The organism is Paenibacillus pinistramenti, from assembly GCF_005869875.1.
Lineage (GTDB): Bacteria > Bacillota > Bacilli > Paenibacillales > Paenibacillaceae > Fontibacillus > Fontibacillus pinistramenti.
In genome coordinates this window covers 343,606-369,252 of record NZ_VAWG01000002.1, presented here as the reverse complement: position 1 = coordinate 369,252, position 25,647 = coordinate 343,606, and the positions used below count along the sequence as shown (strand labels likewise).

Here is a 25,647-nt window from a genome sequence, read left to right as displayed (position 1 = left end):
GGTACAGATGCAGGAGAGATATTCAAGACAAATGCTGTTTGCTCCGATCGGGGAGCAGGGGCAGCGGATTTTGATGAACCGCTCGGTTCTGATTGTAGGCATGGGCGCGCTGGGTACGGTGCTGGCCAATCATATGGTGCGCTCGGGCATTGGCCGTGTCCGGATGGTGGACCGGGATTATGTGGAGCCAAGCAATCTGCAGCGGCAGATGCTGTTTGATGAAGAAGATGCGGAGCAGGGGCTTCCCAAGGTTATTGCCGCAAGAAACAAGCTGGCCCGCATCAACTCTTCGGTTGAGCTGGAGGCTGTCTTCACGGACGCAACCCCGGAGAATATTGCCGGACTGCTCGAAGGGGTTGATCTGGTGCTGGACGGCACCGATAATTTTGAGACTCGCTTTCTGCTGAATGATGCCTGCTTCAGGGAGGGAGTTCCGTTTCTTTACGGGGGAGCGGTCAGCTCGCGCGGAATGACGGCGCTGTTCATCCCCGGTCAAACCCCCTGTCTGCGCTGCCTGATTCAGTCGGCGGACTCCGGCGGCCAGACCTGCGATACGATCGGTGTCATCTCGCCAATCGTGGACATCGTCGCTTCTTATCAGGCGGCGGAAGCGCTGAAATTTCTGGTCGGCGCAGCGGATAAGCGGCGAAGCAGCCTGCTGACGCTGGATATTTGGAATAATCAGTACTATGAAATGAAGCTTGGCAGAGCGAAGGACAGCTGTCCTTGCTGCGGGCTCAGGCAGTATCCGGCCCTTGAGCGGAAGGCGGATGACCTCCTGTCGCTCTGCGGACGCGAGTCGGTGCAGGTCAGCGGCCATGAGCCGTTTGATTTGGACATCTGGAGCGGCCGGCTGGCTCCGGCTGTGAAGAGTGTCAAGCTGAATCCGTATCTGCTGCGGGCAGAGCTGTCCGAAGGTGAACGGCTGGTGCTGTTTGCCGACGGCCGGGTGCTTGTGCAGGGAACGAGTGACATCATCCGCGCCAAAACGCTGTATGCCCGGTATATCGGCAGCTGAGTATCGGCAGCTGAGCCGGCTGGGAATGGCTGGCGGCAGATGGATGATATAAGGCTGGCATACGGCTGGCATACGGCTGGCATACGGCTAAGATACATACGCGTTAAACTTAGTCCTGAATTTGAAGGAGGGGAAGACGAAATGAAGGATTTTCGGTTATATGCGATTACCGGCGAGCAGTTCCACCCGGGCCGGGACATGATCGAAGTGATGGAAGAGGCGATCCTCGGCGGAGCCGATATCATCCAGCTTCGTGACAAAGACGCAGGCCGGGAAGAGCTGCTCCGCAAGGCGAAGGCTCTTCGGACCCTGACCCGGAAACATGGCGTAACCTTCATCGTGAACGACCATGTGGATATTGCCATGGAGGCGGATGCGGACGGCATCCACCTGGGACAGGGCGATATGCCGCTGACAGCAGCACGCCGGCTTGTGGGGGATAAAATAATCGGCATTTCAACGCATAACATCCAGGAAGCACTGCTCGCCCAGCAGCAGGGGGCCGACTATATCGGGGTTGGCCCGGTTTATCCTACAGCAACGAAAGCGGAGGCGCAGCCGGTTACTTTAGCTTATGTACGGGAGGCGGCAGCGCGAATCCGCATTCCTTGTGTAGCGATTGGCGGCATTAAGCTCAGCAACGTCGACGCGGTGCTGGAGGCAGGAGTGAAGCGGATCTGCGCCGTCAGCGAAATTGTCGGCAGCAGCGACGTGATCGGAACCTGCCGGGCTTTTATCCAAAAGCTGGAGGAAAGGAAGCGGCGTGTATGGAGCTGATCATCAACGGCAGCCTCCGGGAGCTGGAAGCGGAGAATCTGGCCGAAGTGGTCGGGCTGCTTGGCCTGACCGGCAAACCGGTTGCTGCGGAAGCAGACGGCCAAATTGTCTCTTCTGAAGAATGGAAGCAGATGGCCGTAAGGCCTGGAATGAGAATCGAGCTGGTGCATTTTGTGGGAGGGGGCTGAAGAATGAGCAGTTATACAGGCGGCAGAGCGGGTCTGACCGGTGCTGAACGGACAATTGAGGCAGATAGCTGGAGAATTGGTGAAACGACGCTTACGTCCCGTTTCTTCCTTGGGACAGGGTTGTTTCCTAACCCTTACGTCCAAATGGAGGCTATTGAAGCATCAGGAGCGGAGGTGCTGACGTTCGCCATACGCCGGGTCAATCTGGACGCAGCTGAAGACGACTCCATCCTGCAGCATTTGCAGGGACATTCATTTATCTACCTGCCTAATACATCTGGAGCGCGCACAGCTGATGAAGCCGTGCGGATTGCCAGATTATCCAGAGCCTCCGGTCTCAGCGACTGGATCAAGGTCGAGATCAGCGCCAATGAGCGGACGCTGCTTCCCGACCCTATCGAGACCTTAAAGGCGACAGAGATTCTGGTCAAGGAAGGATTTACGGTGCTTCCTTATATCTCGGATGATCCGGTGATCTGCAAGCGACTTGAAGAGGCCGGGGCTGCAGCGGTCATGCCGGGTGCGGCGCCGATCGGCACAGGGCTCGGCCTTCTTAATCCTTATAACATCGGGCTGATAGTGGAAGAAAGCACGGTTCCCGTCATTGTGGATGCAGGGCTCGGAACGGCGAGCGATGTAACGAAAGCGATGGAGCTTGGCGTATCGGGCGTGCTGATGAATACGCCTGTCGCCAAATCCAAGGACCCGGTCCGGATGGCGGAAGCAATGAAGCATGCCATTACAGCCGGAAGACTGGCGTATTTATCCGGGCGGATGGCCAAGAAGCGCTACGCTTCAGCAAGCAGCGGGCTGGACAGCTTCAAGCTGCAGTAATAAAGTCACAGGTCGGGAGTGTAACCAATGAAGCAGCGCATCCTTGTTATGGGCGGCGGAGTGATTGGTCTGGCCAGCGCCTTTGAGCTGGCTGGACGGGGATATGAAGTTACAGTGCTTGAAGCAGGCCGCTGCGGAGGCCAGGCTTCCGGAGCTGCGGCGGGGATGCTGGCGCCTTATTCGGAGAATCTGGAGTCTCCGGATGATTTTTTCCAGCTGTGCCGGGCAAGTCTGGAGCTGTATCCGGAATGGCAGAGACGGGTCAGGCAGGTGTCGGCCTGCGGTTTTGAATACACGGCCTCCGGCAGCCTGTATGCGGTCTGCCATGAAGCGGATATGCTCGCCCTGGAGAGCCGCCGCCTGTGGCAGCGGGAGCATGGCTCCTCGGCCGAAATCCTCGAGGGGGACCGGCTGTTCGCGGCCGAGGCCCAGCTGTCCCGGCAGGTGCGGGCGGCGCTTTGGACGCCGGAGGAGAGCCATGTCTATGCGCCTGACTATGTCAAAGCGCTGGAGCAAGGCTGCCGCAGGCTGGGCGTGCAGATCGAGGAAGACCTGGGCGGAATCCGGCTAGGAGACCTGGATGAGCGGATTGAAGCAGCCGCAGCGGATGGCCGGTTCTTCACCGGTGACCAGCTGGTCATCGCTGCCGGAGCATGGGCCGGCGAATGGTCTGGCCTGTTAGGCATTCGCATTCCGGTGCGCCCGATCAGGGGGCAGATCTGCGCCTATCGTGCAGAAGGCAGTGATCCGCCGCTCAGGCACATGGTGTTCAGCAGCCAGGGTTATCTGGTGCAGAAAGAAGGAGGGACACTGGTGTGCGGAGCGTCCGAGGACATGGCCGGGTTCGACACTTCAGTAACGGAGAGAGGCATCGACCGCCTTATTCACTGGAATAAGAAAATGATCCCGGCTCTGGAGGGGCGGAAGCCCTTCCACCGCTGGGCAGGACTGCGCCCGGCCACCCAGGACGGGGCGCCGCTGATCGGGCGGCTGCAGGGACACCCCCGCGTGCTCCTAGCGGTAGGTCATTACCGGAACGGCATACTGCTCAGCCCGGTGACCGCGAAGCTGACCGCCGACTGCATTGACGGGCGGGCGCTGCCGGCCTGGTGCGCAGCATTCCGGCCCGAACGGTTCGGCCCGGTGTGAGGGTTTAGTGATGATTTGAAGTTTGATTATCATAAACGGAGCAGCACAGCGGCAGATTCTACGCCTCAGACCAGGCTGGTCGGGGCGTTTTTTTTGTTGATGGAAACGTTAATGAGCGTGGAAGGTTCTTTTTCAGCCGGGATTTTGATCCCTGCAGAAACTATATTATGATAACGGAAATGAGATCAATGCGAAGAGATGGGGGATTAGGCGTGGATACAAGCCATGAACATTTCCAAAACAGCGGAACGGATGCTTCGAATGAACAAAGGGAGCAAGCGCCCTGGCGGTTATTCGCTGCCGTGCCGCTTCCGGCTGAGATAAAGCAGCGCCTTGACGCCTGGTGCCGGGAGCAGCGCGGCAGGCTGAAGTTTCAGAAATGGGTGTTTCCGGAGGACTACCATATCACAGTGCAGTTTCTCGGTGATGTTGCTCCTCCTGCTGTCCCCGGGATCGAACAGGCCCTGCACGCAGCTGCCGCAGCAACAGCTCCTTTCGAGCTGGGGCTGTCCGGAACAGGCATATTTGGCCGTCCCGAGAGCCCCCGCGTGCTTTGGGCAGCGGTGACCGGAGAGAGGGACAAGCTGGCTCATTTACACGAGACAGTGGTATCGGCATTGGAGCCGCTTGGCTTTGTTCCCGAACAGCGGCCCTACAGTCCTCACGTCACACTGGCGCGCAAGTCCGCCCACGGTGCCTCTTTCGACGGTTCCATCCTTGACCAGCCGTCTGATTTCGGCGTCTGGCAAGCCGATTCGGTTGTGTTGTACCGCACCCGAATGGGCAGGCAGCCGATGTATGAAGCCGTTGCACAAGTACGGTTTGGAATATAGCAGACGCTTGCCAAAGCGCCTGCCTATTTTTTATTTAACCCCGATCCGCATCCGGTAGCTGATCAGCAGATCCCGGGATTCCCCCGCAAAAGCCGCCTCGGCTTGCACGCGAAAGGCTTCCACCGCTTCCGGAAGATCCGGTGCGCCCAGCTTTAAAGCGGTTTGGATGCCGCCTTGGCTTAGAGCCAGATTCACGTAGCGGCCGGCATCAAATTTTTCCGTCTGATGAAACACAATCTCCCGGGCATACCGGAACAGGCCGGATTCCCGGATATGCTTGAGATGCTCGTCCTTGCTCCATTTCCTGGCCTGCTGGTCCTGCGGAGCCAGCTCACGGGCCAGATGATCCCCAAGCGCATGCAGCTTTAAATACTGGTCTTCGATCTCCCAGCGGAAGGCGGGCGGCCAATCGCAGTCGTAAGCGGCGAACACGCCGCCGGGCTTCAGGACACGAGCGAACTCGGCAAGCGTGCTCTCCGGCTCCATCCAATGAAAGGATTGTGAACAGGTGATCACGTCTGCCGAATGTCCGGGAAGCTCCAGCTGATGGGACAGTCTTCTTACAAATTGAATGCCTGCTGGCTCGCCCAGCCTTCTCCATTTGTCCACCGCAGCAGCGCGCATGTCGTCGTTGGGCTCGGCACCTATGATCTGCTGCGCTTCGCCGAGCCAGATAAAGGAGGACAGGCCGGTGCCGCAGCCGACATCGACGACCGTGTTCGGTACGCCGCCCAAATAACCCTCAATAATCGGAATAATTGCGGCAGGCGCCTGCGGCCTGTTCTCATCGTACAGCTGTCCGAATCCGTTAAAGCGGTTAATATTGTTGTTTCTTGTCTGTTCAGATTCCAGCATTCGGTCATGTTCCAGCATCAGGTTATCCCCTTTCTATCAAACGAAATCGTGTGGATTCCCTAATTATAGCAGCACTTCCCGATTCATCAGAATGGTGAGCGGCTATTTATGTATATACTGTACCTAATAATGGTGTTTCTGCCGGGAGGTCTAATGCATTCTTTTGATTCTGTGTTTATTGAATTGCTGGTACTGCTCGCCATATCGGTTTTTGTCATTGCACTTTCCAAGAAAATAAACCTTCCTTACTCGATTGCTCTAGTTATTGTAGGCTTGATTATTGGATTAGCGGATATTCCTCCTCTGGAGGATGCGAAGTCCTTTATTACACAGTCACATATTTTTCAGGGGATCATCATCTCCCTGTTCCTGCCGATCCTGCTGGGTGACGCAGCCATTAAGATGCCCGTGTCACATTTAAGGGAACAAGCGAAACCCGTCGCAGCGTTGGCGTTTGGCGGGACCTTGATCTCTTTTGCGGTTATTGCTCTGCTTAGTTACTATCTGCTGAAGCTTCCCCTGCCTGTTGCTTTTACTTTTGGGGCACTAATGAGCGCCACGGACCCGATTAGTGTAATCTCGATCTTTAAATCGATGGGGGTTCCAAAGACCATTGTGACGGTTATTGAAGGAGAATCCCTGCTCAATGACGGAATTGCGGTCGTGCTGTTCCAAATTTCTTCGGTGTATCTGTTTACCTATCTGGAAATGGGCTGGGCAGGTCTTGGACATGGCTTGCTCCTCTTTTTCCAGTTTGGATTGGGCGGTCTGGCGCTGGGTGCTGTTCTTGGCTATGTGTTCTCGCAGCTTCTCCGCCTGTATGACGACTATCCGCTGGAAATTGCTTTCTCCATGCTGCTCTTCTTCGGCTGCTATTTTATTGCGGAGCATTTTCGCGTATCTGGCGTTATTGCGGTTGTAACAGCAGGATTGATCTTTGGAAGCTATGGCGCTAAAGTGGGAATGTCGGATAAGACCCAAATGAACATCAATTCGTTCTGGGACACCATCACCCTGCTTGCCAATTCCTTGATCTTTCTGATGATCGGGCTTGAGATTCAATGGATTACCTTTGGCCGGCAGTGGCCGCTTGTGTTAGCCGCCGTGCTCATTGTGCTTGCGGGCAGAACGATAGCCTTATATGTAAGTACCGCCCCGCTTAAAGCCTTTCCTTCTTCCTGGAAAATGGTTCTTAACTGGGGAGGACTCAAGGGGAGTTTGTCGCTCGCGCTTGCACTGAGTCTTCCCGAAACGTTTGAGGGCAGAAGAGATGTCCTTGTTCTTACTTTCAGCGTGGTGCTGTTCTCACTGCTTATACAAGGCTTATCCATCAAACCTTTGGTGATCAAGCTCGGTTTAAGCCAGCCGGAATCAGACAGCGCTGCAGCCAGGCAAAAATAATTTACAGGAGTAACACGCATGTTTCAAACTAAAACGCATAACGAATTCCAGAACCAAAACCAGAACCAAGACCAGAACCATAACCCAAATAAACGACTAAACAAAATGCTGCCTAATCATCAGCCCAATAATCAGCCCGGCAATCAAAACAGGCAGTTGAAGCGCATTAACCAGATACGCTTCAGTCCTCCTCAAACTTTATCTTTAGGCTTTCTGATCTTGATTGTACTTGGCGCTCTGCTCCTGATGCTTCCCGTTTCTCTTAAACCCGGCAAGGCCATTACTTTTCTCGATGCCTTGTTTGAAGCGACATCAGCGGTATGTGTAACCGGGCTTGTCGTGACCGATACCGGAACAACCTTTACAGCGTTTGGCCAGATCGTGCTATTGCTGCTTATCCAGGTCGGCGGGCTGGGCTTCATGACCTTTGGTATTCTGGTTGCGCTGCTGTTGGGCAAGAAGATCAGCTTATCCAACCGTTTAATGGCACAAAGTGCGCTGAACCAGTTTAACCTGTCCGGCATTGTCAAGCTGGTCCAAATGGTGCTGATGATGACACTGATTGTTGAAGGGGCGGGGGCGTTGCTGCTTGCATTGACTTGGGCAAGAGACATGCCGTTAGGCTGGGCGGTTTATTACGGGATTTTTCATTCCATCTCTTCATTTAATAACGCCGGGTTCGATATTATGGGCAACTACGCAAGCATGACGGCTTATGTTGGCAGCTGGCCGGTTAATCTGGTCTTGTCCTCTTTATATATTATTGGGGGGCTGGGTTTTACGGTTATCCTGGAAGTGCTGCAAAAGAGAAACATCCGGCAATGGTCCTTGAATACCAAAACGGTAATGGCAGTGACCCTTCTGCTGAATGGGGCTGCTTCCGTGCTATTTTTCCTGCTGGAGCGCCACAATCCATTGACCTTGGGCTCTCTGCCGTTAAGCGATCAGATTATAGCCTCTTATTTTCAGGGAACAGTCCCCAGAACTGCCGGCTTTAATACAATCGATTTAACTCAAATGAACAGTGATTCGGTTATGCTGATGATGGGATTGATGTTTATAGGCGGGGCTTCCGGTTCAACAGCGGGCGGTATTAAGATCACGAGCTTCTTCCTGCTGCTGCTGGTTGTTTGGACATTCGTCAAGCAGAGAGAGGATATTACTTTCCTGCGGAGAAGAATTCCCAAGGATTTGGTCTTCCGGGCAATGGCCATTGCCATGATCGGGATCGGGCTTGTCTTTACGGCAAGCTTCCTTCTGCAAATTACGGAAACCGGCATTCCATTAATGAATCTTGCTTTTGAAGCGGTGTCTGCATTCGGTACAGTTGGTCTCACGCTGGGAGTAACTCCGCATTTAAGCGATTGGGGCAGATGCATCATTATGGTGCTGATGTTTGTCGGCCGTTTGGGACCGCTGACCATTGCATTAGCCCTGACCCGCTCACGCAAAGCTCCAAATCTCAAGTATCCGGAAGAGAAAATATTAATTGGTTAGCCAGGGCCAAAGGCCAATATTCATGTGAAAGAAGGCCAATATCCATGTAAAATCGAACAAGCCGAATGCTGGTTCAGCATCCGGCTTGATTGTTTTTGCAGCAAACGTTTGTGACGAGCCAAAGTTCTAGGCTGATGCTCAGCCCTTGGTTCCCGAAGAAATGTTCATGCCTTCGATGAAATATTTTTGAAAGAGGAAGAACAGAAGAACTACAGGCAGCAGCACGATGACCGAACCGGCCATTAAATAATGCCACTGCGTCGTTTCGGTGCTCTTGAAGGACTGCAGGCCGATCTGCAGGTTGAACAGCGACTCCGAATTGATGTAAATGAGAGGGCCGGTAAAATCGTTCCATGCCCCCTGAAACGTCATAATCGCGATCGTCGCAATGACGGGCAGGGAGAGGGGGAGCATCAGCTGGCCCCAAATTCGGAAATGACTGGCACCATCCACCTTGCCGGCTTCGATCAATTCATTCGGAATCGTCAGGAAGAACTGTCTCACCAGAAAAATCTGAAAGGCGCTCCCGAAGAACCCGGGCACCGTCAGCGGCAGGTACGTGTTGATCCAATGAAGCTTTGAGAACAGGATATACTGCGGAATCAGCGTCACAAAGCTTGGAATCATCATTGTGCCGAGCATGACGGAGAACAGCAGCTTCTTGCCTTTGAACCGGATCTTGGCGAAGCCGTAGGCGACAAACGTATTGGACAGGACGTGAGAGAGTACGCCAATTCCGGCGAGAAAGAGCGTGTTCAGCGTGTATCGCCCGAAGTGTCCTTTCTGCCAGGCATGAATATAGTTATCCCAATGAACGTGCTCCGGCACGATTGTCGGCGGATATGCCATAATCTCCCGCATGGACTTGAGTGAGGTTGAAATCATCCACCAGAGCGGGACAAGCATCATTACACCGATCAGCGTCATCAGCAGCAGCATGAACAGGGTCATCAGCTTATCACTGAGGGGCTTGCGCCGGGATAAGGCAAAGAATGCAGCCTTGCGCGCCTGCCCGCTGGGATACTCCCTTTTGCTGAAGGCGGTCATATTCATTATTGTTCCCCTCCTTCATAATGCACCCAGAATCTGGACAAGGTCAGATTAATCAGCGTGAGCAGCAGTACGATCAGGAACAGGAACCAGGCCATCGCCATCGCATATCCCATGTCAAAGACTTTAAAGGCCTTAAGAAACATGTGCAGATTGTAGAAGAGAAGGGAGTTCATCGGCGCACCGGGATCATTGCCGTAGCCCATGACGTATCCTTCCTGAAAGATTTGAAACCCGCCGATAAGACCGGTAACAATCTCGAAAAAGATAACTGGCGTGATCATCGGCAGTGTAACGTGCCAGAATTTGCGGAGCCTTCCCGCACCGTCCAGCTCCGCCGCCTCGTACAGCTTGCGGGGGACGCCCTGCAGGCTGGCCAGATAGAGCAGCATCATGCTGCCGGCGCCCCAGAGCTTCATCAGGATGATGGCGTTCTTCGTCCAGGCCGGATCGGTGAGCCATGCCGGACCGTCAATGCCGAACCAGCCAAGAGTCAGGTTCACAAGACCCGCGCTTGGGGAGAGCAGCATCATCCACAGCACATAAACACCGACGCCGGACAAAATGGACGGCAGGTAGAACACGGTACGGAAGAGCCGGATGCCCGGCATCTTCCGGTTCAGAATGACCGCCAGCACAAGCCCCGCTGCGGTTTGCAGCGGAACGCTTACGACGACGAAATAAAGCGTATTGCGCAGCGATTTCCAGAAGAGCGGATCGTGATTGAGCATCGTGTCATAGTTATGAATGCCGATCCAGGCCATCTGCGAAGTGATGTCATAGTTGGTGAAACTGGCATAAAGCGAGAACAGCATCGGGCCGGCGGTAAAGAGCAGGAAGCCGATGATCCAGGGGCTGACGAACAGATACCCCTGGAGCGCTTCACGTCCGGCTAACGACCAGCCTTTTCCGGCTTCTGCTGGCTGATGGTGTGCCATGTGCTGCACCTCTTTCTAGAATGTTTTCTTGTTTATTTGCTGCCTGATACCAGCTTCTCCACATCGGCCTGCGCTTTGTTCAAGCCGTCCTGGATCGAGGTTTGTCCAAGCATAATGGTATCCCGCTGCGGATTAATCAGATTCATGTAATCGGGTGCGTTGAGCGGGTTCGGTGTCAGCTTCGTATATTTCAGATTGTCAACGGATGCTTTGTAGACCAGGTTGGACTGCAGCTCCGGCGCATTGGAAGCTTCCACGTTGGCCACGTTGTCGAAATTCTTCTCTGCCCAGTACGTCTGAGCCTCCACATCGGTCATATACTTGAGGAATTCCCAGGCCTCGTCCGGATGCTTGGCGCCGTAAGGAATTTCGATGACAAAGCCGCCGCCGACGCTCCAGTGCCCGGCGCCTTCTGTGGTTTCAGGCAGCGGTGCTACACCGAAGTTGATGCCTTCGCCGTAATCTCGGATCTGCGTGTAGAAGTTGGTGACGTCTGTCCAGATGGATACTTTTCCGGATAGAAAAGGGTTCGCCTGCTGGCTGCCGAAGTCCGCTTTAAAGGCGTCGATGTTCTTTTGCCCGAGCCGTTTGGCGTTGTCCAGGATGTACTGCAGCGCCTCGGCTTTAGCTGGAGCGTTGACTACGGGATTTCCGTTCTCGTCAAAGAAGTTGCGGCCGCCGTCAAAGTTCAGCTGGAGAAGGGTCCAGTCGGAGTTAAACTGCGGTGAATACCCGATATGCGTGTACGTGTTACCGTGCTTCTGATCGAGCTTCTGGGCCGCCTGTTCCAGCTCATCCCAGGTATCAGGGAACTTCTCCGGATCCAGGCCGGCATTCTTGAAGTCATCCTTGTTGTAGAACATCATGCGGGTGTCGGTATTAAACGGCAGGGCGTAAGGATCGCCATTGTATAGCACCGTGTTCCACAATTCCGGGAAAAAGCGGTCCTGAACCTTGTCGCGTTCCACATATTTGGACAAGTTCATAGCCTGGTTCTTGCTTGCGCGCTGCTGAACTGTATTGATGTCGTTCATCATAATGTCAGGCGGGTCGCCGGCCGATACGGCTGCCAGCTCTTTGGTGAAAATATCGGAGTAAGGATAGTAGGTATGCTTCACGTAGATTTTATCCTGGGACTTGTTGAAGTCGTCGACCAGCTTCTCGATAATCGGCCTGCGGGTTTCCGAGCCCCACCAGGTCCAGTAATTCAGCACCACCCGTCCTTCGGGGCTGACGGATGAGCCGGTATTGGCCGCGGCTGCTGCAGTATCGCCTGCGGCGGCGGGGCCCCCGGAAGTGCCGGAGCAGGCTGCAAGCATGGAGACAAGAGCTGCGACAGCGCCGAGCTGCAAGGATTTCTTTAATCTTTGGAGTGACATAAACGGCATGTAGATAATCCCCCTTAAATGAAGTCAATAATGAAGTAATGATGACACTTATTTAACCGAAGAAAGCAATTTTGCAACAACCGGAGAAATAAATGTAAGAAGTTGGCGAAAGACAGCAGGATAATAGCGCTTCTTATAAATTTAGTACCAGATACTAATTTAAAGTGCTATAATGGAGCCTAAGCAGTGAATTGGATAATAAAGGAGAATAACTGGATGAGCGTACAAGATTGGGTCGCACCGGAAATTTACAATATAACGTCGGAGATGGAGAAGCATCCTTCCGCCAGAACAGCGCTCAGATGGCTGAACGAAAGCGGGGCCTCTAAAGAAATTACTTATGGAGAACTGATGGCGCAGACGAACCGGCTGGCGTCCGGTCTGCAGAAGCTGGGCCTTGTGCAGGGAGACCGGGTTTTGGTCATGGTACCGCGCACGATTATCGCATACGTGATCTACCTGGCTTGTCTGAAGCTGGGGGTCGCGGTCATTCCTTCCTCGGAGCTGCTGCGGGCCAAGGATCTGCTCTACCGTCTGCAGCATGCGGAAGTTAAAGCGGTGCTTGCCTGGAGTCAATTTACGGGCGAGGTGAACAAAATCGAAGAGCCGCTCCCTGATCTGGCTCACCGGATTGCGGTTTCGGAGGAGGCGGCAGAATCGCAGGAGGGCTGGTTAGACATCCAACAGATTATGGAAGGGCAGCCTGACACCTTTGAAGCGGCTCCGACGCGGCGGGAAGATATGGCGATTCTTGCTTACACGTCCGGCACAACCGGGAATCCGAAAGGGGTTGTTCACAGCCACGGCTGGGGATACGCGCACCTGCGCATTGCGGCTGAGAATTGGCTTGATATTCATGAAAATGATCTGGTCTGGGCTACAGCGGCGCCAGGCTGGCAAAAATGGATCTGGAGCCCCTTCCTGTCGGTGCTCGGCCGGGGAGCTACGGGCTTTGTGTACAGCGGATCCTTCTCGCCAGAACGTTATTTGAAGCTGCTTGAGCAGTACCGGATTCAGGTGCTCTGCTGCACGCCTACCGAATACCGGTTAATGGCCAAAACGGGCGGCCTTGAACAATATGACCTGGGCGCGCTTCGCAGCGCGGTGTCTGCGGGTGAGCCGCTTAACCGCGAAGTGATTGATATTTTCAAGCGCCTTCAGGGCATCACCATCCGGGACGGCTATGGACAGACGGAGAGCACTCTGCTGATCGGCGCACTGAAAGACGCTCCTCTGCGCATCGGTTCAATGGGCAAAGCCCTGGCGCCGGGAATTGTGGAGATCGTCGACGATGAAGGCCGTCCCGCTCCTGCCGGAGAAGTGGGGAACATTGCGGTTCATCAGGACATGCCGGCTTTATTCGGGACGTATTACAAGGAGCCTGAGCGGAAGGCTGCGAATATGCGCGGCGAGTATTTTATTACCGGGGACCGGGCATCGAGGGATGAAGAGGGCTACTTCTGGTTTGAGGGCAGAGGCGACGATATCATTATCAGCTCCGGCTATACGATCGGGCCGTTTGAGGTTGAGGAAGCGCTCATGAAGCATCCGGCTGTCAAGGAATGCGCGGTTGTAGCGAGTCCGGATGAAATTCGCGGCCATATCGTCAAGGCGTTTATTGTCCTGAGAAATCCGGAGGACGCTTCCCCTGAGCTGGCCAAAGAGCTGCAGAACCATGTCAAGCAGGTAACGGCTCCCTATAAGTATCCTAGAAAAATCGAATTTACATCCGATCTGCCGAAGACAAGCTCAGGCAAAATCCGGCGGGTGGAGCTAAGGCAGCAGGAGAACCGGCTGGCCGGACTCGACAAGAATTAAATCCAGCTCTGGAGGTGTTCCGTCCACGAAGCCGCCGAGAATTATCCCCGCCGCGGCGGGAAGTTTAGAGAGGAGCGCTTGAATTGGCAGAACCTTTGAAAAATATGTACAACGAGTCCTTTCTGAACCAGCTCGCCGGCAGGCTGTCTGGTGCTTATCCGGCCTTCGATCAGGAAGGCTTTGTGTCTGAAGCCATGGCTTCAGACTGGGAGGAGCTGGAGCTGAAAGGCAGGATGCGCCGGATTACCGGGACGCTGGGCCGCTGTTTGCCGCAGAATTACAGGGATGCGATTGAGGTCTTATTTGCCATCAATGAGGAATGCAGCGGATTTCCATATTTGATTTTTCCCGACTTTGTTGAGGTCTATGGACAGGCGGAAGAGGATTGGGAGCTGTCGATGCAGGCATTAGAGCGGTTCACGCCAAAATCCTCCGCAGAATTTGCGGTCCGGCCTTTCCTGCTGAGGGACTCGAAGCGGATGATGAGCCAGATGCTGAAATGGGCCGGGCATGCGGACGAGCACGTCCGCCGGCTGGCCAGTGAAGGCTGCCGGCCGCGCCTGCCTTGGGGACAGGCACTGGGCATGTTCAAGAAGGACCCTTCGCCGATCCTTCCAGTGCTTGAACGGCTGAAGGCAGATCCTTCCCTCTATGTGCGCAAGAGCGTGGCTAACAATCTGAATGACATCGCCAAGGATCACCCGGCGCTGGTACTGGAGACAGCACGCAGATGGATCGGCAGCGATCCCAATACCGACTGGATTGTCCGGCACGCCTGCCGGAATCTTGTTCGGCAAGCCCATCCCGAGGCGCTGGCCATCTTTGGCTATGCGGACCCGGAGGCCGGAGAGCCGCTCGCGGCTGCCGCATCGCTGACCGTTCATCCTCAAGCTGCCGCCATTGGCGAAAGTTCCGAGCTGCAGTATGAGCTGCGCCTCCGTGACGGCGAGGACATCCTAATCCGGCTCGAATACGGCATTGACTTTGTCAAATCAGGCGGGAAGACCTCGCGCAAGCTCTTCCTGCTCTCAGACAAAACCGTGCCGGGCGGAGCCCGGATTGCCGGTACCCGCATCCACAGGTGGGCAGACCTGACAACGCGGCGCCATTATCCGGGCCGCCACCGCATTGTACTGCTGCTCAGCGGGCAGGAGATTGCGGAAGCCTGGGTGGACCTGGCGGAAGCCGGACCTGCGAGCCTGTAGCGAGCAGTGCAGGAGAACATATTAAACAGCTGTCCCCGGCCGGGGACAGCTGTTTATTTTTGCGTCCGTATAGAGGATTACTGAACTCCTCAGTGTCAGGCTGTCAACCCGATTTGACGGCGGTTTGACGGGATTGCTTCGCAGTCGCCTTGGTCCGTGACAAGAGCACAAACGAAACCAGCACCAGCGTCAAGCAGACCCAGTAGACATTGCGGAAGCCGGCAACCTGCGCAACCGTACCGCCAGTAAGATTGCCGCCGACCTGTCCGAGTGTTGAAGCGTTTGTATAAAGAATGGTCGCGAGCCCGGGCAGTGCCGGCAGCAGGTCCTGAAAATAACTGAGCGCAATGGCGATCACCATGGATACGAATGAAGCCTGCAGCAGCTGTCCGGCGATAATCTGCCACAGATCATTGGCAAGGAGCAGAATGATGTGGTAAAAGGCAGCCAGCACGCAGCCAATCATCATCATGGCCCGGTTGCCGATTTTTGCAGCCAGTCCGCCAAGGCCGATCATGAGCGGAATTTCCAGTCCGGCACTCAAGGCGATGACAAATCCGGCCTGGCTTTCCGTGCCATGCAGCTGATTAACGATGAACAGCGGAACGGTCTGATTATAAATGGTGTTGCAGCCGTTAAGCAGGATAAGCGTGATAAAAGGCAGCAGCACGAGCTTATTGCGAAGGCCAAGCGTACCGTTCATATTGTCCGAAATGGCTTTCACGTTGACAGCGGGTGCCACGGTCTTCCTTTGGTTCAGGAACAGCACAACAAGCAGACCGACACAGATAAAGGTCGCAGACGTACCGAGAAAGACCCCCTTGTAACCAACGCCCACCAGCAGGAGGCTGCCGATCAGCGGGCCAATCAGGAACCCGGCGGAGAATAAGGAGCGGAGCAGGGAATTAGCAAAGGTCGTATCGACCTCTTTATTCTCGTTGACCGCTTCGCGTGCAGAGGCAAAAATTTGCGGCACCGCTGGTGCGCCCAGTCCGATGAGCAGCGATACGCAGATCAAGAGCACAATATATTGGTGAAAAATCAAATAAGAACCATAACCCATAGCCGAGCAGAATACGGCCGCAATAATGACGGCCTTGCGGTTCAGCCCGTTATCTGAAAATTTGGCTAATATCGTATTAACCGTAACACCGCTCATGGCGAGGATCGCCATAAACAAACCGTACGCGCCGGTAGTCATGCCAATGACCTTGGTGCAGTACAACGACAAATAGGGGCTGGTCATTCCGACTGAAACGCCGATCAGCAGCATAGTGACCACATACATCCCGTAATTTCTTATTTTGAACAAGCTTCTTATCCGGTCAATCAAGAATTTCCCTCCAGTTGCTGTAAATCAAGAATAGTGAGTGTTGCGATGAATTCCCAAGGAACTATTCTAGCACAAGTTGAAGGGAAGCACAGCGGCAAATAACGGTGACTAGCGCGTGTGAACGCATCTTTCCATAACCAAACATAACGAAACGGACACCGGCTGCAGTCTATTATAGAAAAAGAACAAAGCGTACGTCCGCAGACGTACGCTTTCGTTATACGCCCAGCACGGGCGATATCTTTAGAGATTGCTGTCTTGGCTGCTCCGCAGCATCAAGTAGCATCGGGCAGCGGCAAACAGGGCTAGTCCTGGCGCTTCGGAAGCGAGGAGACATAGCTGTCAGACATGCTGATCAGCTTGTGAGCCTCATCGTATTCCGTTTTATCTTCAAGCGGCTTGTTCACGGTTGTGCCGTCGAGTTTATACGTCTTGCCGTCGCTGTAGCCCGTACCCGGAACAAACGCGCCCTGTTCGGTAACAAAGGAGCCGGATGGGAGGTAATAGCGCTCTGGCAGTACATTATCCGTATGATTCAACAGATCTTGGCCAAAGACGACCTGATCCTTAAGCGAGACTCCGATCAGGTTGGCAATCGTCGGATAAATGTCCGACTGGCCCCCGACCTGCTCCAGCACTTTGGCGCCTTCCCCGGGGATCGACATCACAAGCGGGATATTCATCATATCCGGAACCGAGTAAGTCCTGCCGTATATTTCCTTCATCAGCTTCTGCTCGGCATTGTTCAGCGAGTAGACCGGAAGGCCCTGATGATCTCCATACAGGACAATTACGCTGTTGTCCCAGACGCCGTTAGCTTTAAGCTCCTGAATGAATTGTCCAAGTGCATAATCGGCGTAGTTCTGCGACTGGATGTAATCGCCTACCAGCGTTCCTTTAAAGCGGTCCGGCAGCTCCATTTTGTACTTCGCTTCCGGAATCCGGAACGGATGGTGGCCGGACATGGAGATGATCTGCGCGTAGAACGGCTGGCCTTCCTGCTGATATTTGGCCAGCTCTTCCGCCGTCTTGGCATAAAGCACCTCGTCAGAGGAGCCGAATGCTACCGGATCGCTGTCGCCGAAGAAGGTGTTGTCGTAATATTTTTCCCAGCCAAGGGCTTTGTACAGCTGATCCCGGTTCCAGAAAATAACGCTGTTTGTATGAAAGGTAGCCGTCCGGTAGCCGTTTGCGGCGAAGGTTTTGGGCATGCTTGGCAGCACTTTATCGGCATACACCTCGGAAGCGGCGCCGTTAGGCGGCACATAGAGAGAAGTATTAACGACAAATTCAGCATCAGCTGTGTTGCCCTGGCCGACCTGCTGGAAGAAATGCGGGAAATAGTAGGTATCCTTCACCAGAGCATTCATGTTCGGCGTGATTTCCTGGCCGTCGATCTTCAAATTAATAAGAAAATTCTGAAAGGCCTCCAGCTGGATAATGATGACGTTCTTGCCTTTCGCCACACCTGCATAAGCCGGCTGAGCCGGCTCAGGATTGCCTTTAACCTCAGTCACCTTCTCCGGTGTTACCGAATCGGGATTGATATTCAGGTCTTTGGAAGGGGCAAAGGCGACGTAAACTTCATAGTTAATAATGCCCATGTCCTTGGCCTGCTGCAGCTCGTTCATGCCATTGCGGAAAGGCCAGATAATGGCAGCGCACAGGACCAGCATGAGAACCTGGCCGGTGCCGAAGATCCCGCGGTGACCGCGGACGCGCAGACTGCGGCCGAAGGCTTTGAAACGGTTATTGGAGAGCATCAGAACAAAGATAACCACGATATCCGTGAAGATGAACAGATAATAAGGATCCATCAGAGAGAACACGCTGCTGTTGACCTCGGACACCTGATTGACCTGCCGCAGCTCGTGATAAGTGACAATGACGCCAAAATATTTGTAATACATAATGACCGCGAAATAGATAATGGTCAGCAGCAAATCGGCAATGAGATAAGCGCTGAGCTTTCTCTTGTAGGCATAGGTCTCCAGGAGACTGAAGATAAACCAGACCGGCGGGATGCCGGTAAGCAGTGTAAGCACGAGGCTGCCCTCGCCTTTAAACACAACGGCCCAGACAAGCACCATTTTTAAAATCATGACAATGGAGAAAAAGAGGAATGGCTGCAGCGAGATTTTTCTCCAGGACAATTGGTTCAACAAACTTGATCGCTCCCTTAAACGTATGAACTGGTTGTGCAAACTAATACTGGCAAAGAGCCGAACTCATCAGTCTATTATCTTACAAATCTGAGGAAAAATCTATTTCTTTAACACCAGCTTTACCGTTAAGCTGAATTGCATTTATAACGATTACTAATGATCTTTATAAGAGGAAGAGAATTGACCGTCTATGCCTTATATGGTACGTTCAAATGAGCGATACGTTGAATAGATACAATGTTGATCAATTTAAGCGGAATTACAAAAAAACAAGCATGCTTTGCGAGGTGGATTTTGTTGGAACTTCTAGTCACAAACAGTCCTTTTACCGGGGAGCAGGTGGAGCTGCTTAACAAGCTCCTGCCCACTTTAACCGATTCGCAGCGAATCTGGTTAAACGGCTACCTGTCTGCCATGCAGGGAGGAGCGGCAGCCTCTGCTGGATCTGCAGCTGCCCCTTCTTCCGAATCTGTTCCCGCTGCCGCAGCGCCTGCTGCAGCAGTTCCTAAAGAAGCAACGGTGCTGTTCGGATCCCAGACCGGTAACAGCCAGGGGCTTGCCAAGAAGCTGACCCAGAAGCTGGAGCAGCAGGGCTTTAGTGTTACTTTATCCTCTATGAGTGCGTTCAAGACGAACACCCTGAAGAAGCTCCACCATTTATTTATCGTTGCCAGTACACACGGTGAAGGAGATCCGCCGGACAACGCTCTTTCTTTCCACGAATTCCTTCACAGCAAGCGGGCTCCGGAATTAAAAGAGCTGAATTATTCGGTATTGGCGCTCGGCGATACGTCCTATGAATTCTTCTGCAAGACCGGCAAGGATTTCGACCAGCGCCTTGAAGAGCTCGGCGCGAAACGTCTCGTACCTCGCAGCGACTGCGACGTAGACTTTGATGAGCCTGCTGCAGAGTGGATGAATCAGGTTGTTGCAGCCCTCGGGCAAGCCTCGGCAGCACCTGTAAGCGCCGCGGAAGCAGGATCAGCCCCTTCGGCTGAGGTGCAGTCGGAATATTCCAGAACGAATCCGTTCCATGCAGAAGTGCTTGAGAATCTGAACCTGAACGGGCGGGGCTCGAACAAGGAGACGCGTCACCTGGAAATTTCCCTGGAAGGCTCAAACCTGACTTACGAGCCGGGCGACAGCCTCGGAATCTTCCCGGAGAACCATCCCCAGCTTGTGGACGAGCTGATTGCGGCAATGGGCTGGAACCCGCAGGAGTCCGTGGCTATCGGCAAGAAGGGAGAGACCGGACCGCTGCGTGATGCGCTGCTCCGTCATTATGAAATCACTGTACTGACCAAACCCCTGCTCGAACAGGCGGCCAAGCTCGCTCCGGGCAGCAGTCTGAACGAACTGCTTGCAGCCGGACGTGAGCAGGAGCTGCGGAGCTATCTGCATGGCCGTGATTTGCTTGACCTGGTTCAGGACTACGGTCTGAAAGGCATTGCGGCAGGCGAGTTTGTTTCGATTCTCCGCAAGCTTCCGGCCCGCTTGTATTCCATTTCGAGCAGCCCTTCGGCTACTCCGGATGAGGTGCATATCACGGTTGGAGCGGTGCGTTACGAGAATGGCGGCCGTAATCGTTACGGAGTATGCTCCGTCCATCTGGCTGAACGGATTCAGGCGGGAGACAGTCTGCCGGTGTATATTCAGCAGAATCCGAACTTTAAGCTGCCTGCAGATGCAGAGGCACCGATCATTATGATCGGTCCGGGCACCGGCGCTGCCCCGTTCCGTTCCTTCCTTGCGGAAAGGGAAGAGCAGGGTGCGGGCGGCAAGAGCTGGCTCTTTTTCGGGGATCAGCATTTCGCCACAGACTTCCTGTATCAGGTTGAATGGCAGCGATGGCTGAAGGACGGCGTCTTGAACAGAATGGATGTCGCTTTCTCCAGAGATTCGGACCAGAAGGTTTATGTACAGCACAAAATGCTTGAACGCAGTGCGGAGCTCTACAGCTGGCTTCAGGACGGCGCGTACATCTATGTATGCGGTGACGAGAAGCATATGGCGCATGATGTGCACAATACCCTGCAGACGATTCTTGTTCAAGAGGGCGGCATGAGCCCGGAAGCAGCAGCGGACTATTTGTCCAGCCTGCAGGATCAGAAGCGTTATCAGCGTGACGTGTACTAAAGCTAAGAGTATTGAAGAGCAACCCGGCTGCGAAAGGAGATAAAGGTTTATGTCAGAAAATAATTTGTTGTCGCTTAACAGCGCACCACACAGCGACGTTGAAGAAATTAAACGCAGAAGCAACTATCTGCGCGGCAGCTTGACCGAGACATTGGCCGACCCGATTACCGGCTCCATTCCCGAGGATGACAACCGGCTGATGAAGCATCACGGCAGTTATATGCAGGACGACAGGGATCTTCGCAATGAACGCGCGAAATCAAAGCTTGAGCCTGCGTACCAGTTCATGCTTCGGGTGCGCGCCGCAGGCGGCGTGGTCACACCTGAGCAGTGGCTGATGATGGACCGCGTTGCCCAGAAATACAGCAGCGGATCGATCCGTTTGACGACGCGCCAGTCTTTTCAATTGCATGGTGTCCTGAAGTGGAACCTGAAGAATACAATCCGTGAGGTCAATGAGGCTCTCCTGAGCACACTCGCCGCCTGCGGGGACGTCAACCGTAACGTAATGTGCAACCCGAATCCGTACCAGTCTGAAATTCATGAAGAGGTCTATGAATGGGCGACTAAGGTGAGCAACCATCTGGATCCCCGGACAAGAGCCTACCATGAAATCTGGCTGGACGAAGAGAAGGTAATCGACAGCCGCGATCTGGATAACGAGGAAGAGCCGATCTATGGACCGGTCTATCTGCCGCGTAAATTCAAGATCGGTATTGCAGTACCGCCGACGAACGATGTGGACGTCTTCTCCCAGGATCTTGGCCTGATTGCCATTGTGGAGAACGGAAAGCTTGCCGGCTTTAACGTAGCGGTTGGCGGCGGGATGGGCATGACCCATGGTGATTCCAAGACGTATCCGCAGGTCTCCAAAGTCATCGGCTTCTGCACGCCGGAGCAAATGATCGACGTTGCAGAGAAGACGGTGACCATTCAGCGGGACTACGGCGACCGGTCTGTCCGCAAGCACGCCCGTTTCAAATACACAATTGATGACCGGGGCATCGACTGGTTTGTGGAAGAACTGAAGAAGCGTCTGGGTTACTCGCTGCAGGAAGCGCGTCCTTACCGTTTTGAACATAACGGGGACCGCTACGGCTGGATCAAAGGAAGCGACGGCAAATGGCATATCACGCTGTTCATCCAGAACGGCCGTGTGAAGGATTTCGAAGGTTATCCGCTGATGACCGGCCTGCGTGAAATCGCCAAAATTCATGACGGCGACTTCCGCCTGACCCCGAATCAGAACCTGATTATCGGTAATGCCAGCAGCCAGAAGAAGAAGAAAATCCAGAAGCTGATCGAGCAGTACAGCCTTACGGACGGCGCACATTATTCTGCACTGAAGCGGAACTCCATGGCCTGCGTGGCTCTGCCTACCTGCGGACTTGCCATGGCTGAATCCGAGCGCTATCTGCCGGCCCTGCTGGAGAAGCTTGAGCCTATGCTCGATGAAGCGGGCTTGCGTGAAGAAGATATTGTGATCCGGATGACCGGCTGCCCGAACGGCTGTGCCCGGCCGGCGCTGGCGGAGCTTGCGTTTATCGGCAAAGCGCCTGGCAAGTACAACATGTACCTTGGCGGCGGATTTGCCGGCAACCGTCTGAATAAGCTCTACAAGGAAAATATCGGCGAAGAAGAAATTCTGGAATCGCTTCGCCCGATCTTTAACCGTTATGCCAAAGAACGGCATGAAGGTGAACATTTCGGTGATTTTACCGTTCGTGCCGGCTATGTGAAGGAAGTGCTTGACGGACAGGAGTTTCACGCGTAATTGATCTCATAAACTTTTGACTGCATGTAGTCAAGATTATAGGAAAAAGGCGTTCCCGCGGGAACGCCTTTTCTATATTTTTTACATTTTTCAGTCCGTATTCCCTATTGCTGGACGGCACTCAAGCCCGCTGCTGCCCGTCCCGGAGGACATAACCCGCGGGCAGCCTTGTTTCACTGAATCCGGCCATCCTGCGGGCCTGGCAGAACAGAGGCTGTTTAGAGCCGGCGAGAATGAAGTTGGTCGGGTCACCGCTTTGGTCTGACTTAAGCGAGAATATTTTTGTGAACGGAAAGGCATTATTCAGTGTTTCAGCCACTGCGCTGAGCAGGCGGTCATTGCCGCTTCTGCCGGTAACATTGAGAATGATTGCCCCGTTTGCATTCAGCTTGGCAGAAGCGAGCGCAAAGAACTCGGAGGTCACGAGATGCGCCGGCGTGCCCTGCTCGTTGAAGGCATCAAGGATGATGTAATCCAGTTCTCCGGACGGCTGGTGCTCAAGCAGCTTTCTTCCGTCGCCCACAATCACGGAATCGGCGTCGTATCCGAAATATTCCCGGCTTAGCCGGAGGACCAGCGGATCCAGCTCGGCGATTTGAATTCCCCTGGCGGAGAAATACCGGGAGAGGGTTCCGGCGCCATGACCAATGGCGAATATCCGCTCAAACGCAGGCGCATTGTGCTCGATCAAATGAATGATTGCCTGGGGATATTCAAACAGAATACGGGAGGGGTCATCAAGATCTATCGCTCCCTGGCTGGCCTGACTGGCGAACTGCATCACCCGGAAGCGGCCTTTCATGCCGTCCAGTTCATCTGTATCGAATATGGTTATTTCATGATAATCGGACTTGCCATGAAACAGAACCTGCTCCTGCACACCGCAACCTCCTGACTGGATCCCGTTCCGGCGGATACGCCGCGGATTGACTTTGTAAAATGGCCAGGGCCTGGTTCTTTACAGAAGCCCTACCATTTTTAACCCATGGAGAATGCCGTCTTCATCAGAGGACTTCGTTACATACTTGGCTGCGGCTTTGGCTTCCGGCACTCCGTTGCCCATTGCCACGCTGTTGGAGATCAGCTTGAGCATTTCAAGGTCGTTCAGCCCGTCGCCAAAGGCGTACTGATGCTCCGCAGGAATGCCCAGCTGTTCGGTTATTTTTACGAGGCCTTTTGCTTTAGAGCCGCCTGCGGGAACCACGTCGACCGAGTAGGTATGCCAGCGGATGAAATCAAATGCGGGGCATGAAGCTTCATAGAGCTTCTCTTCGCCTTCCACGCAGAACAGCAGGGATTGATAGAGGTCCCGGTTCTGATAGTACAGAGGGTCGTGGGCGGGAAACCCGCTGATTTTTAAACTTGCCATACTGGATGAAACATACTCATGATTCGGAATCGAAACTTTCATATCTTCATGGTCCATGTAGACGATCGGATGGTTATGGTTCAGAGACAGGTCGGTTAAGGACTGGAGGGCCTTTTTATCCATCGGGTTCTTATAAACCGCCTCACCCTGCAGCACGACATACTGCCCGTTATAGCTGACATAGGTGTCGATCTCAAGCTCCTTGCGGATCTCTTCGAACATAAATGGAGCACGCCCAGTTGCGATCGCAACCTCATGTCCAAGCCTCTTCAGCGCAAATACCGCTTCTTTGGTGGAAGCCGGTAGTTTCTTGTCCGAGCCGAGCAGGGTTCCGTCGATGTCGAAGAAAATAATGCTTTTTTCTGTCATTTTTTCACCATTCTTTCAGAAATTTAACTGTAATTTCATGCTGTAATTTCAATCAGTAATTCTCATTATAACAAACCTTCTTTATTCTTACTGCCTTTCTTCTAACCGGCTTATTAATGCTTAGTGCCCAGCCTTCGTCAATTATACCCGCCAAGCGCCGGATTCCATCCACTCCAGAAAGTTATCTGTTACAGTCTCAAGGAAACGAATCGTCGGTTCATGAATAAGCTCGCCCTGCTTGTTAAATTTGTCGTGAGCCGTGCCGATGTAGACCTCATTGCCAGCGAAGAAGGGAGAGGCGATGTTAGGGGAGAACAAGATCTCTCTTAAATGCAGCTGAGCTCTCACACTTCCCAGAAACCCCATGGAGGAGCCGATAATCCAGGAGGGCTTGCCTTTCATGACCTTGTCACCGCGTGAGAGCCAGTCAATCGCATTCTTGGTGACACCCGGAATCGAGTAATTATACTCCGGCGTTATCCATAACACAGCGTCTGCCATATCTATAGTGTGCTTAAAGCTCCTGACACTTTCCGGGGGATCCATTTCAATGTCCTGGTTAAAAAAGGGAAGCTCCCCGATCTTCACAAATTCAATCTCAAGCTTATTCTTGAAATGCTCCTTCATAAACTGGCCAAGCTTCATGTTAAATGAATCTTTCCTCAAACTTCCGATAATAGCCGCAATTTTCAAAGGGCCATTCCTCCTTATTCCGAAATGCTTGCTGTTCTCTATGTATTTTTCTATTTGGATAGCTGCATTTGAATTTTATCATTTTTTTCAACTAATTTCTCTATCTGGGGAAGAGAAGCACGGGCTGACTATATTGGATAGGAGAATTCAGCTTGACAGAAGCTATTAAGTTGTGTATAAATTAATTGTGCGCAATATAAATAAATGCAGCGGTTACTCTTAATTAAATGACATTGGAGGAATTTGAAATGACACAAGAACGCACTGGAGCAGCAACTTTTGCAGGCAGCCCGATTACGCTAATCGGCCCGGAGCTGAAAGCCGGCGATAAAGCGCCTGATTTCCGGATTAATAAGGATTTGGTAACGGAGGGCGGGTTGTCGGATTACGCGGGCAAAATCAAATTGATCTCGGTGGTGCCTTCCCTGGACACAGGTGTTTGTGACGCGCAGACCCGCCGGTTTAATGAAGAAGCTTCCAAGCTGGGAGACGACGTCGTGGTGCTGACCATTTCGGTCGACCTGCCGTTTGCCCAAAGCCGCTTCTGTTCCGCTGCCGGCATAGACCGAGTGGAGACGCTCACGGATTACAAGCACCGTTCCTTTGGCACAGCTTACGGTGTTCTGATCAAGGAGCTGCAGCTTGATATGCGTTCGATCTTCATCATTGATGCTGACGACACGATCCGTTATGTAGAATACCTGGGTGAAATGACGGACCATCCTGATTATGACGCGGCTATGGCAGCGCTGCGAGAGCTGGTTTAATCTATCAAGCCTGCAGCCCGTATTATTGAGTAAAAATAGAACAGCCCCGGAGAGCAGCACGCCTTGTTTAGGCGCATGGGCTTGTCCGGG

Annotated in this window: 22 protein-coding genes; 13 read left to right on the top strand and 9 right to left on the bottom strand. The window is 53.5% G+C overall.

The window, feature by feature from the left end:
- The first annotated feature begins 7 nt into the window (after window positions 1–7).
- The 6 genes from FCN15_RS04435 to thpR all read left to right on the top strand — a co-directional run bounded on the left by FCN15_RS04435 (window position 8) and on the right by thpR (window position 4,799).
- Window positions 8–1,018 carry a ThiF family adenylyltransferase gene (locus tag FCN15_RS04435; RefSeq protein ID WP_138493768.1) on the top strand — a complete coding sequence of 337 codons (1,011 nt, stop codon included), beginning with the start codon at window positions 8–10 and terminating at the stop codon, window positions 1,016–1,018.
- A 141-nt stretch (window positions 1,019–1,159) separates the two neighbouring features.
- Entirely contained in the window at window positions 1,160–1,795 is a 636-nt protein-coding gene (gene thiE / locus FCN15_RS04430) for a thiamine phosphate synthase (protein ID WP_138493767.1), read from the top strand.
- On the top strand, window positions 1,786–1,983 hold the full coding sequence (thiS, locus tag FCN15_RS04425) for a sulfur carrier protein ThiS (RefSeq protein ID WP_138493766.1): 198 nt from the start codon (window positions 1,786–1,788) through the stop codon (window positions 1,981–1,983). Before thiE ends, thiS begins: the two co-directional genes overlap by 10 nt.
- A gap of 3 nt (window positions 1,984–1,986) precedes the next feature.
- Entirely contained in the window at window positions 1,987–2,817 is an 831-nt protein-coding gene (locus tag FCN15_RS04420; protein WP_138493765.1) for a thiazole synthase, read from the top strand.
- 27 nt (window positions 2,818–2,844) lie between these two features.
- Window positions 2,845–3,966, top strand: coding sequence for a glycine oxidase ThiO (thiO, locus tag FCN15_RS04415; RefSeq protein WP_138493764.1), 1,122 nt, complete (start codon window positions 2,845–2,847; stop codon window positions 3,964–3,966).
- A gap of 212 nt (window positions 3,967–4,178) precedes the next feature.
- Window positions 4,179–4,799 (top strand): RNA 2',3'-cyclic phosphodiesterase, encoded by a 621-nt coding sequence (gene thpR, locus FCN15_RS04410; RefSeq protein WP_238996504.1) that lies wholly within the window; start codon window positions 4,179–4,181, stop codon window positions 4,797–4,799.
- 30 nt (window positions 4,800–4,829) lie between these two features.
- Here thpR and FCN15_RS04405 read toward each other — a convergent pair whose 3' ends face one another.
- Window positions 4,830–5,672 carry a class I SAM-dependent methyltransferase gene (locus tag FCN15_RS04405; RefSeq protein ID WP_238996503.1) on the bottom strand — a complete coding sequence of 281 codons (843 nt, stop codon included), beginning with the start codon at window positions 5,670–5,672 and terminating at the stop codon, window positions 4,830–4,832.
- 135 nt (window positions 5,673–5,807) lie between these two features.
- Between FCN15_RS04405 and FCN15_RS04400 the strand changes: the two genes are divergently transcribed.
- The gene (locus FCN15_RS04400; RefSeq protein WP_138493762.1) at window positions 5,808–7,055 is read left to right on the top strand and encodes a cation:proton antiporter; all 1,248 of its coding nucleotides are present in this window, start codon (window positions 5,808–5,810) and stop codon (window positions 7,053–7,055) included.
- An 18-nt stretch (window positions 7,056–7,073) separates the two neighbouring features.
- Entirely contained in the window at window positions 7,074–8,552 is a 1,479-nt protein-coding gene (locus tag FCN15_RS04395) for a TrkH family potassium uptake protein (protein WP_238996502.1), read from the top strand.
- 138 nt (window positions 8,553–8,690) lie between these two features.
- On the opposite strand, the gene FCN15_RS04390 is transcribed toward FCN15_RS04395, so the two are convergent.
- Genes FCN15_RS04390 through FCN15_RS04380 form a run of 3 tightly spaced genes read right to left on the bottom strand, consistent with a single transcriptional unit; the run spans window position 8,691 to window position 11,928 of the window.
- Window positions 8,691–9,605, bottom strand: a complete 915-nt coding sequence (locus tag FCN15_RS04390; protein ID WP_238996501.1) for a carbohydrate ABC transporter permease — start codon at window positions 9,603–9,605, stop codon at window positions 8,691–8,693.
- On the bottom strand, window positions 9,605–10,540 hold the full coding sequence (locus FCN15_RS04385; RefSeq protein WP_138493761.1) for a carbohydrate ABC transporter permease: 936 nt from the start codon (window positions 10,538–10,540) through the stop codon (window positions 9,605–9,607). Before FCN15_RS04385 ends, FCN15_RS04390 begins: the two co-directional genes overlap by 1 nt.
- 32 nt (window positions 10,541–10,572) lie before the next feature.
- Window positions 10,573–11,928: an ABC transporter substrate-binding protein gene (locus tag FCN15_RS04380; protein ID WP_238996500.1), complete on the bottom strand. Its 1,356-nt coding sequence runs from the start codon at window positions 11,926–11,928 to the stop codon at window positions 10,573–10,575.
- Between the two features lie 216 nt (window positions 11,929–12,144).
- On the opposite strand from FCN15_RS04380, the gene FCN15_RS04375 reads away from it, so the two are divergent.
- Together FCN15_RS04375 and FCN15_RS04370 are read left to right on the top strand one after the other, a co-directional pair.
- Window positions 12,145–13,746: an acetate--CoA ligase gene (locus FCN15_RS04375; RefSeq protein ID WP_138493760.1), complete on the top strand. Its 1,602-nt coding sequence runs from the start codon at window positions 12,145–12,147 to the stop codon at window positions 13,744–13,746.
- A gap of 83 nt (window positions 13,747–13,829) precedes the next feature.
- The gene (locus FCN15_RS04370) at window positions 13,830–14,951 is read left to right on the top strand and encodes a DNA alkylation repair protein (protein WP_138493759.1); all 1,122 of its coding nucleotides are present in this window, start codon (window positions 13,830–13,832) and stop codon (window positions 14,949–14,951) included.
- Between the two features lie 103 nt (window positions 14,952–15,054).
- Here the strand turns inward: FCN15_RS04370 and FCN15_RS04365 are convergent, their stop codons facing one another.
- Both FCN15_RS04365 and FCN15_RS04360 read right to left on the bottom strand, forming a co-directional pair.
- Window positions 15,055–16,284, bottom strand: coding sequence for a sugar efflux transporter (locus FCN15_RS04365; protein WP_138493758.1), 1,230 nt, complete (start codon window positions 16,282–16,284; stop codon window positions 15,055–15,057).
- Between the two features lie 305 nt (window positions 16,285–16,589).
- Window positions 16,590–18,449 carry an LTA synthase family protein gene (locus tag FCN15_RS04360; protein ID WP_420819540.1) on the bottom strand — a complete coding sequence of 620 codons (1,860 nt, stop codon included), beginning with the start codon at window positions 18,447–18,449 and terminating at the stop codon, window positions 16,590–16,592.
- A gap of 297 nt (window positions 18,450–18,746) precedes the next feature.
- Between FCN15_RS04360 and FCN15_RS04355 the strand changes: the two genes are divergently transcribed.
- On the top strand, window positions 18,747–20,585 hold the full coding sequence (locus FCN15_RS04355) for an assimilatory sulfite reductase (NADPH) flavoprotein subunit (RefSeq protein WP_138493757.1): 1,839 nt from the start codon (window positions 18,747–18,749) through the stop codon (window positions 20,583–20,585).
- A 49-nt stretch (window positions 20,586–20,634) separates the two neighbouring features.
- The gene (cysI, locus tag FCN15_RS04350; RefSeq protein WP_138493756.1) at window positions 20,635–22,359 is read left to right on the top strand and encodes an assimilatory sulfite reductase (NADPH) hemoprotein subunit; all 1,725 of its coding nucleotides are present in this window, start codon (window positions 20,635–20,637) and stop codon (window positions 22,357–22,359) included.
- Window positions 22,360–22,480: 121 nt separating this feature from the next.
- Here cysI and FCN15_RS04345 read toward each other — a convergent pair whose 3' ends face one another.
- The 3 genes from FCN15_RS04345 to FCN15_RS04335 form a co-directional block, all read right to left on the bottom strand.
- Window positions 22,481–23,239, bottom strand: coding sequence for a spermidine synthase (locus FCN15_RS04345; protein WP_203232078.1), 759 nt, complete (start codon window positions 23,237–23,239; stop codon window positions 22,481–22,483).
- 78 nt (window positions 23,240–23,317) lie between these two features.
- Window positions 23,318–24,097, bottom strand: coding sequence for a Cof-type HAD-IIB family hydrolase (locus tag FCN15_RS04340; RefSeq protein WP_138493755.1), 780 nt, complete (start codon window positions 24,095–24,097; stop codon window positions 23,318–23,320).
- A gap of 141 nt (window positions 24,098–24,238) precedes the next feature.
- Entirely contained in the window at window positions 24,239–24,790 is a 552-nt protein-coding gene (locus tag FCN15_RS04335) for an NADPH-dependent FMN reductase (RefSeq protein ID WP_138493754.1), read from the bottom strand.
- A 248-nt stretch (window positions 24,791–25,038) separates the two neighbouring features.
- Here FCN15_RS04335 and tpx point away from each other — a divergent pair, with 248 nt between their 5' ends.
- Complete coding sequence (tpx, locus tag FCN15_RS04330) at window positions 25,039–25,557, top strand: thiol peroxidase (protein ID WP_138493753.1); 519 nt, start codon at window positions 25,039–25,041, stop codon at window positions 25,555–25,557.
- Window positions 25,558–25,647 lie beyond the last annotated feature (90 nt).

What these genes read in the sequence shown, in the direction of transcription:
- FCN15_RS04380 (WP_238996500.1), bottom strand. Translation starts at nt 11,928, where the DNA reads ATGCCGTTTATGTCACTCCAAAGATTAAAGAAATCCTTGCAGCTCGGC.
- FCN15_RS04385 (WP_138493761.1), bottom strand. Translation starts at nt 10,540, where the DNA reads ATGGCACACCATCAGCCAGCAGAAGCCGGAAAAGGCTGGTCGTTAGCC.
- FCN15_RS04390 (WP_238996501.1), bottom strand. Translation starts at nt 9,605, where the DNA reads ATGAATATGACCGCCTTCAGCAAAAGGGAGTATCCCAGCGGGCAGGCG.
- thiS (WP_138493766.1), top strand. Translation starts at nt 1,786, where the DNA reads ATGGAGCTGATCATCAACGGCAGCCTCCGGGAGCTGGAAGCGGAGAAT.
- cysI (WP_138493756.1), top strand. Translation starts at nt 20,635, where the DNA reads ATGTCAGAAAATAATTTGTTGTCGCTTAACAGCGCACCACACAGCGAC.
- thiE (WP_138493767.1), top strand. Translation starts at nt 1,160, where the DNA reads ATGAAGGATTTTCGGTTATATGCGATTACCGGCGAGCAGTTCCACCCG.
- FCN15_RS04395 (WP_238996502.1), top strand. Translation starts at nt 7,074, where the DNA reads ATGTTTCAAACTAAAACGCATAACGAATTCCAGAACCAAAACCAGAAC.
- FCN15_RS04420 (WP_138493765.1), top strand. Translation starts at nt 1,987, where the DNA reads ATGAGCAGTTATACAGGCGGCAGAGCGGGTCTGACCGGTGCTGAACGG.
- thiO (WP_138493764.1), top strand. Translation starts at nt 2,845, where the DNA reads ATGAAGCAGCGCATCCTTGTTATGGGCGGCGGAGTGATTGGTCTGGCC.
- FCN15_RS04435 (WP_138493768.1), top strand. Translation starts at nt 8, where the DNA reads ATGCAGGAGAGATATTCAAGACAAATGCTGTTTGCTCCGATCGGGGAG.
- FCN15_RS04375 (WP_138493760.1), top strand. Translation starts at nt 12,145, where the DNA reads ATGAGCGTACAAGATTGGGTCGCACCGGAAATTTACAATATAACGTCG.
- FCN15_RS04340 (WP_138493755.1), bottom strand. Translation starts at nt 24,097, where the DNA reads ATGACAGAAAAAAGCATTATTTTCTTCGACATCGACGGAACCCTGCTC.
- FCN15_RS04405 (WP_238996503.1), bottom strand. Translation starts at nt 5,672, where the DNA reads ATGCTGGAACATGACCGAATGCTGGAATCTGAACAGACAAGAAACAAC.
- tpx (WP_138493753.1), top strand. Translation starts at nt 25,039, where the DNA reads ATGACACAAGAACGCACTGGAGCAGCAACTTTTGCAGGCAGCCCGATT.
- FCN15_RS04400 (WP_138493762.1), top strand. Translation starts at nt 5,808, where the DNA reads ATGCATTCTTTTGATTCTGTGTTTATTGAATTGCTGGTACTGCTCGCC.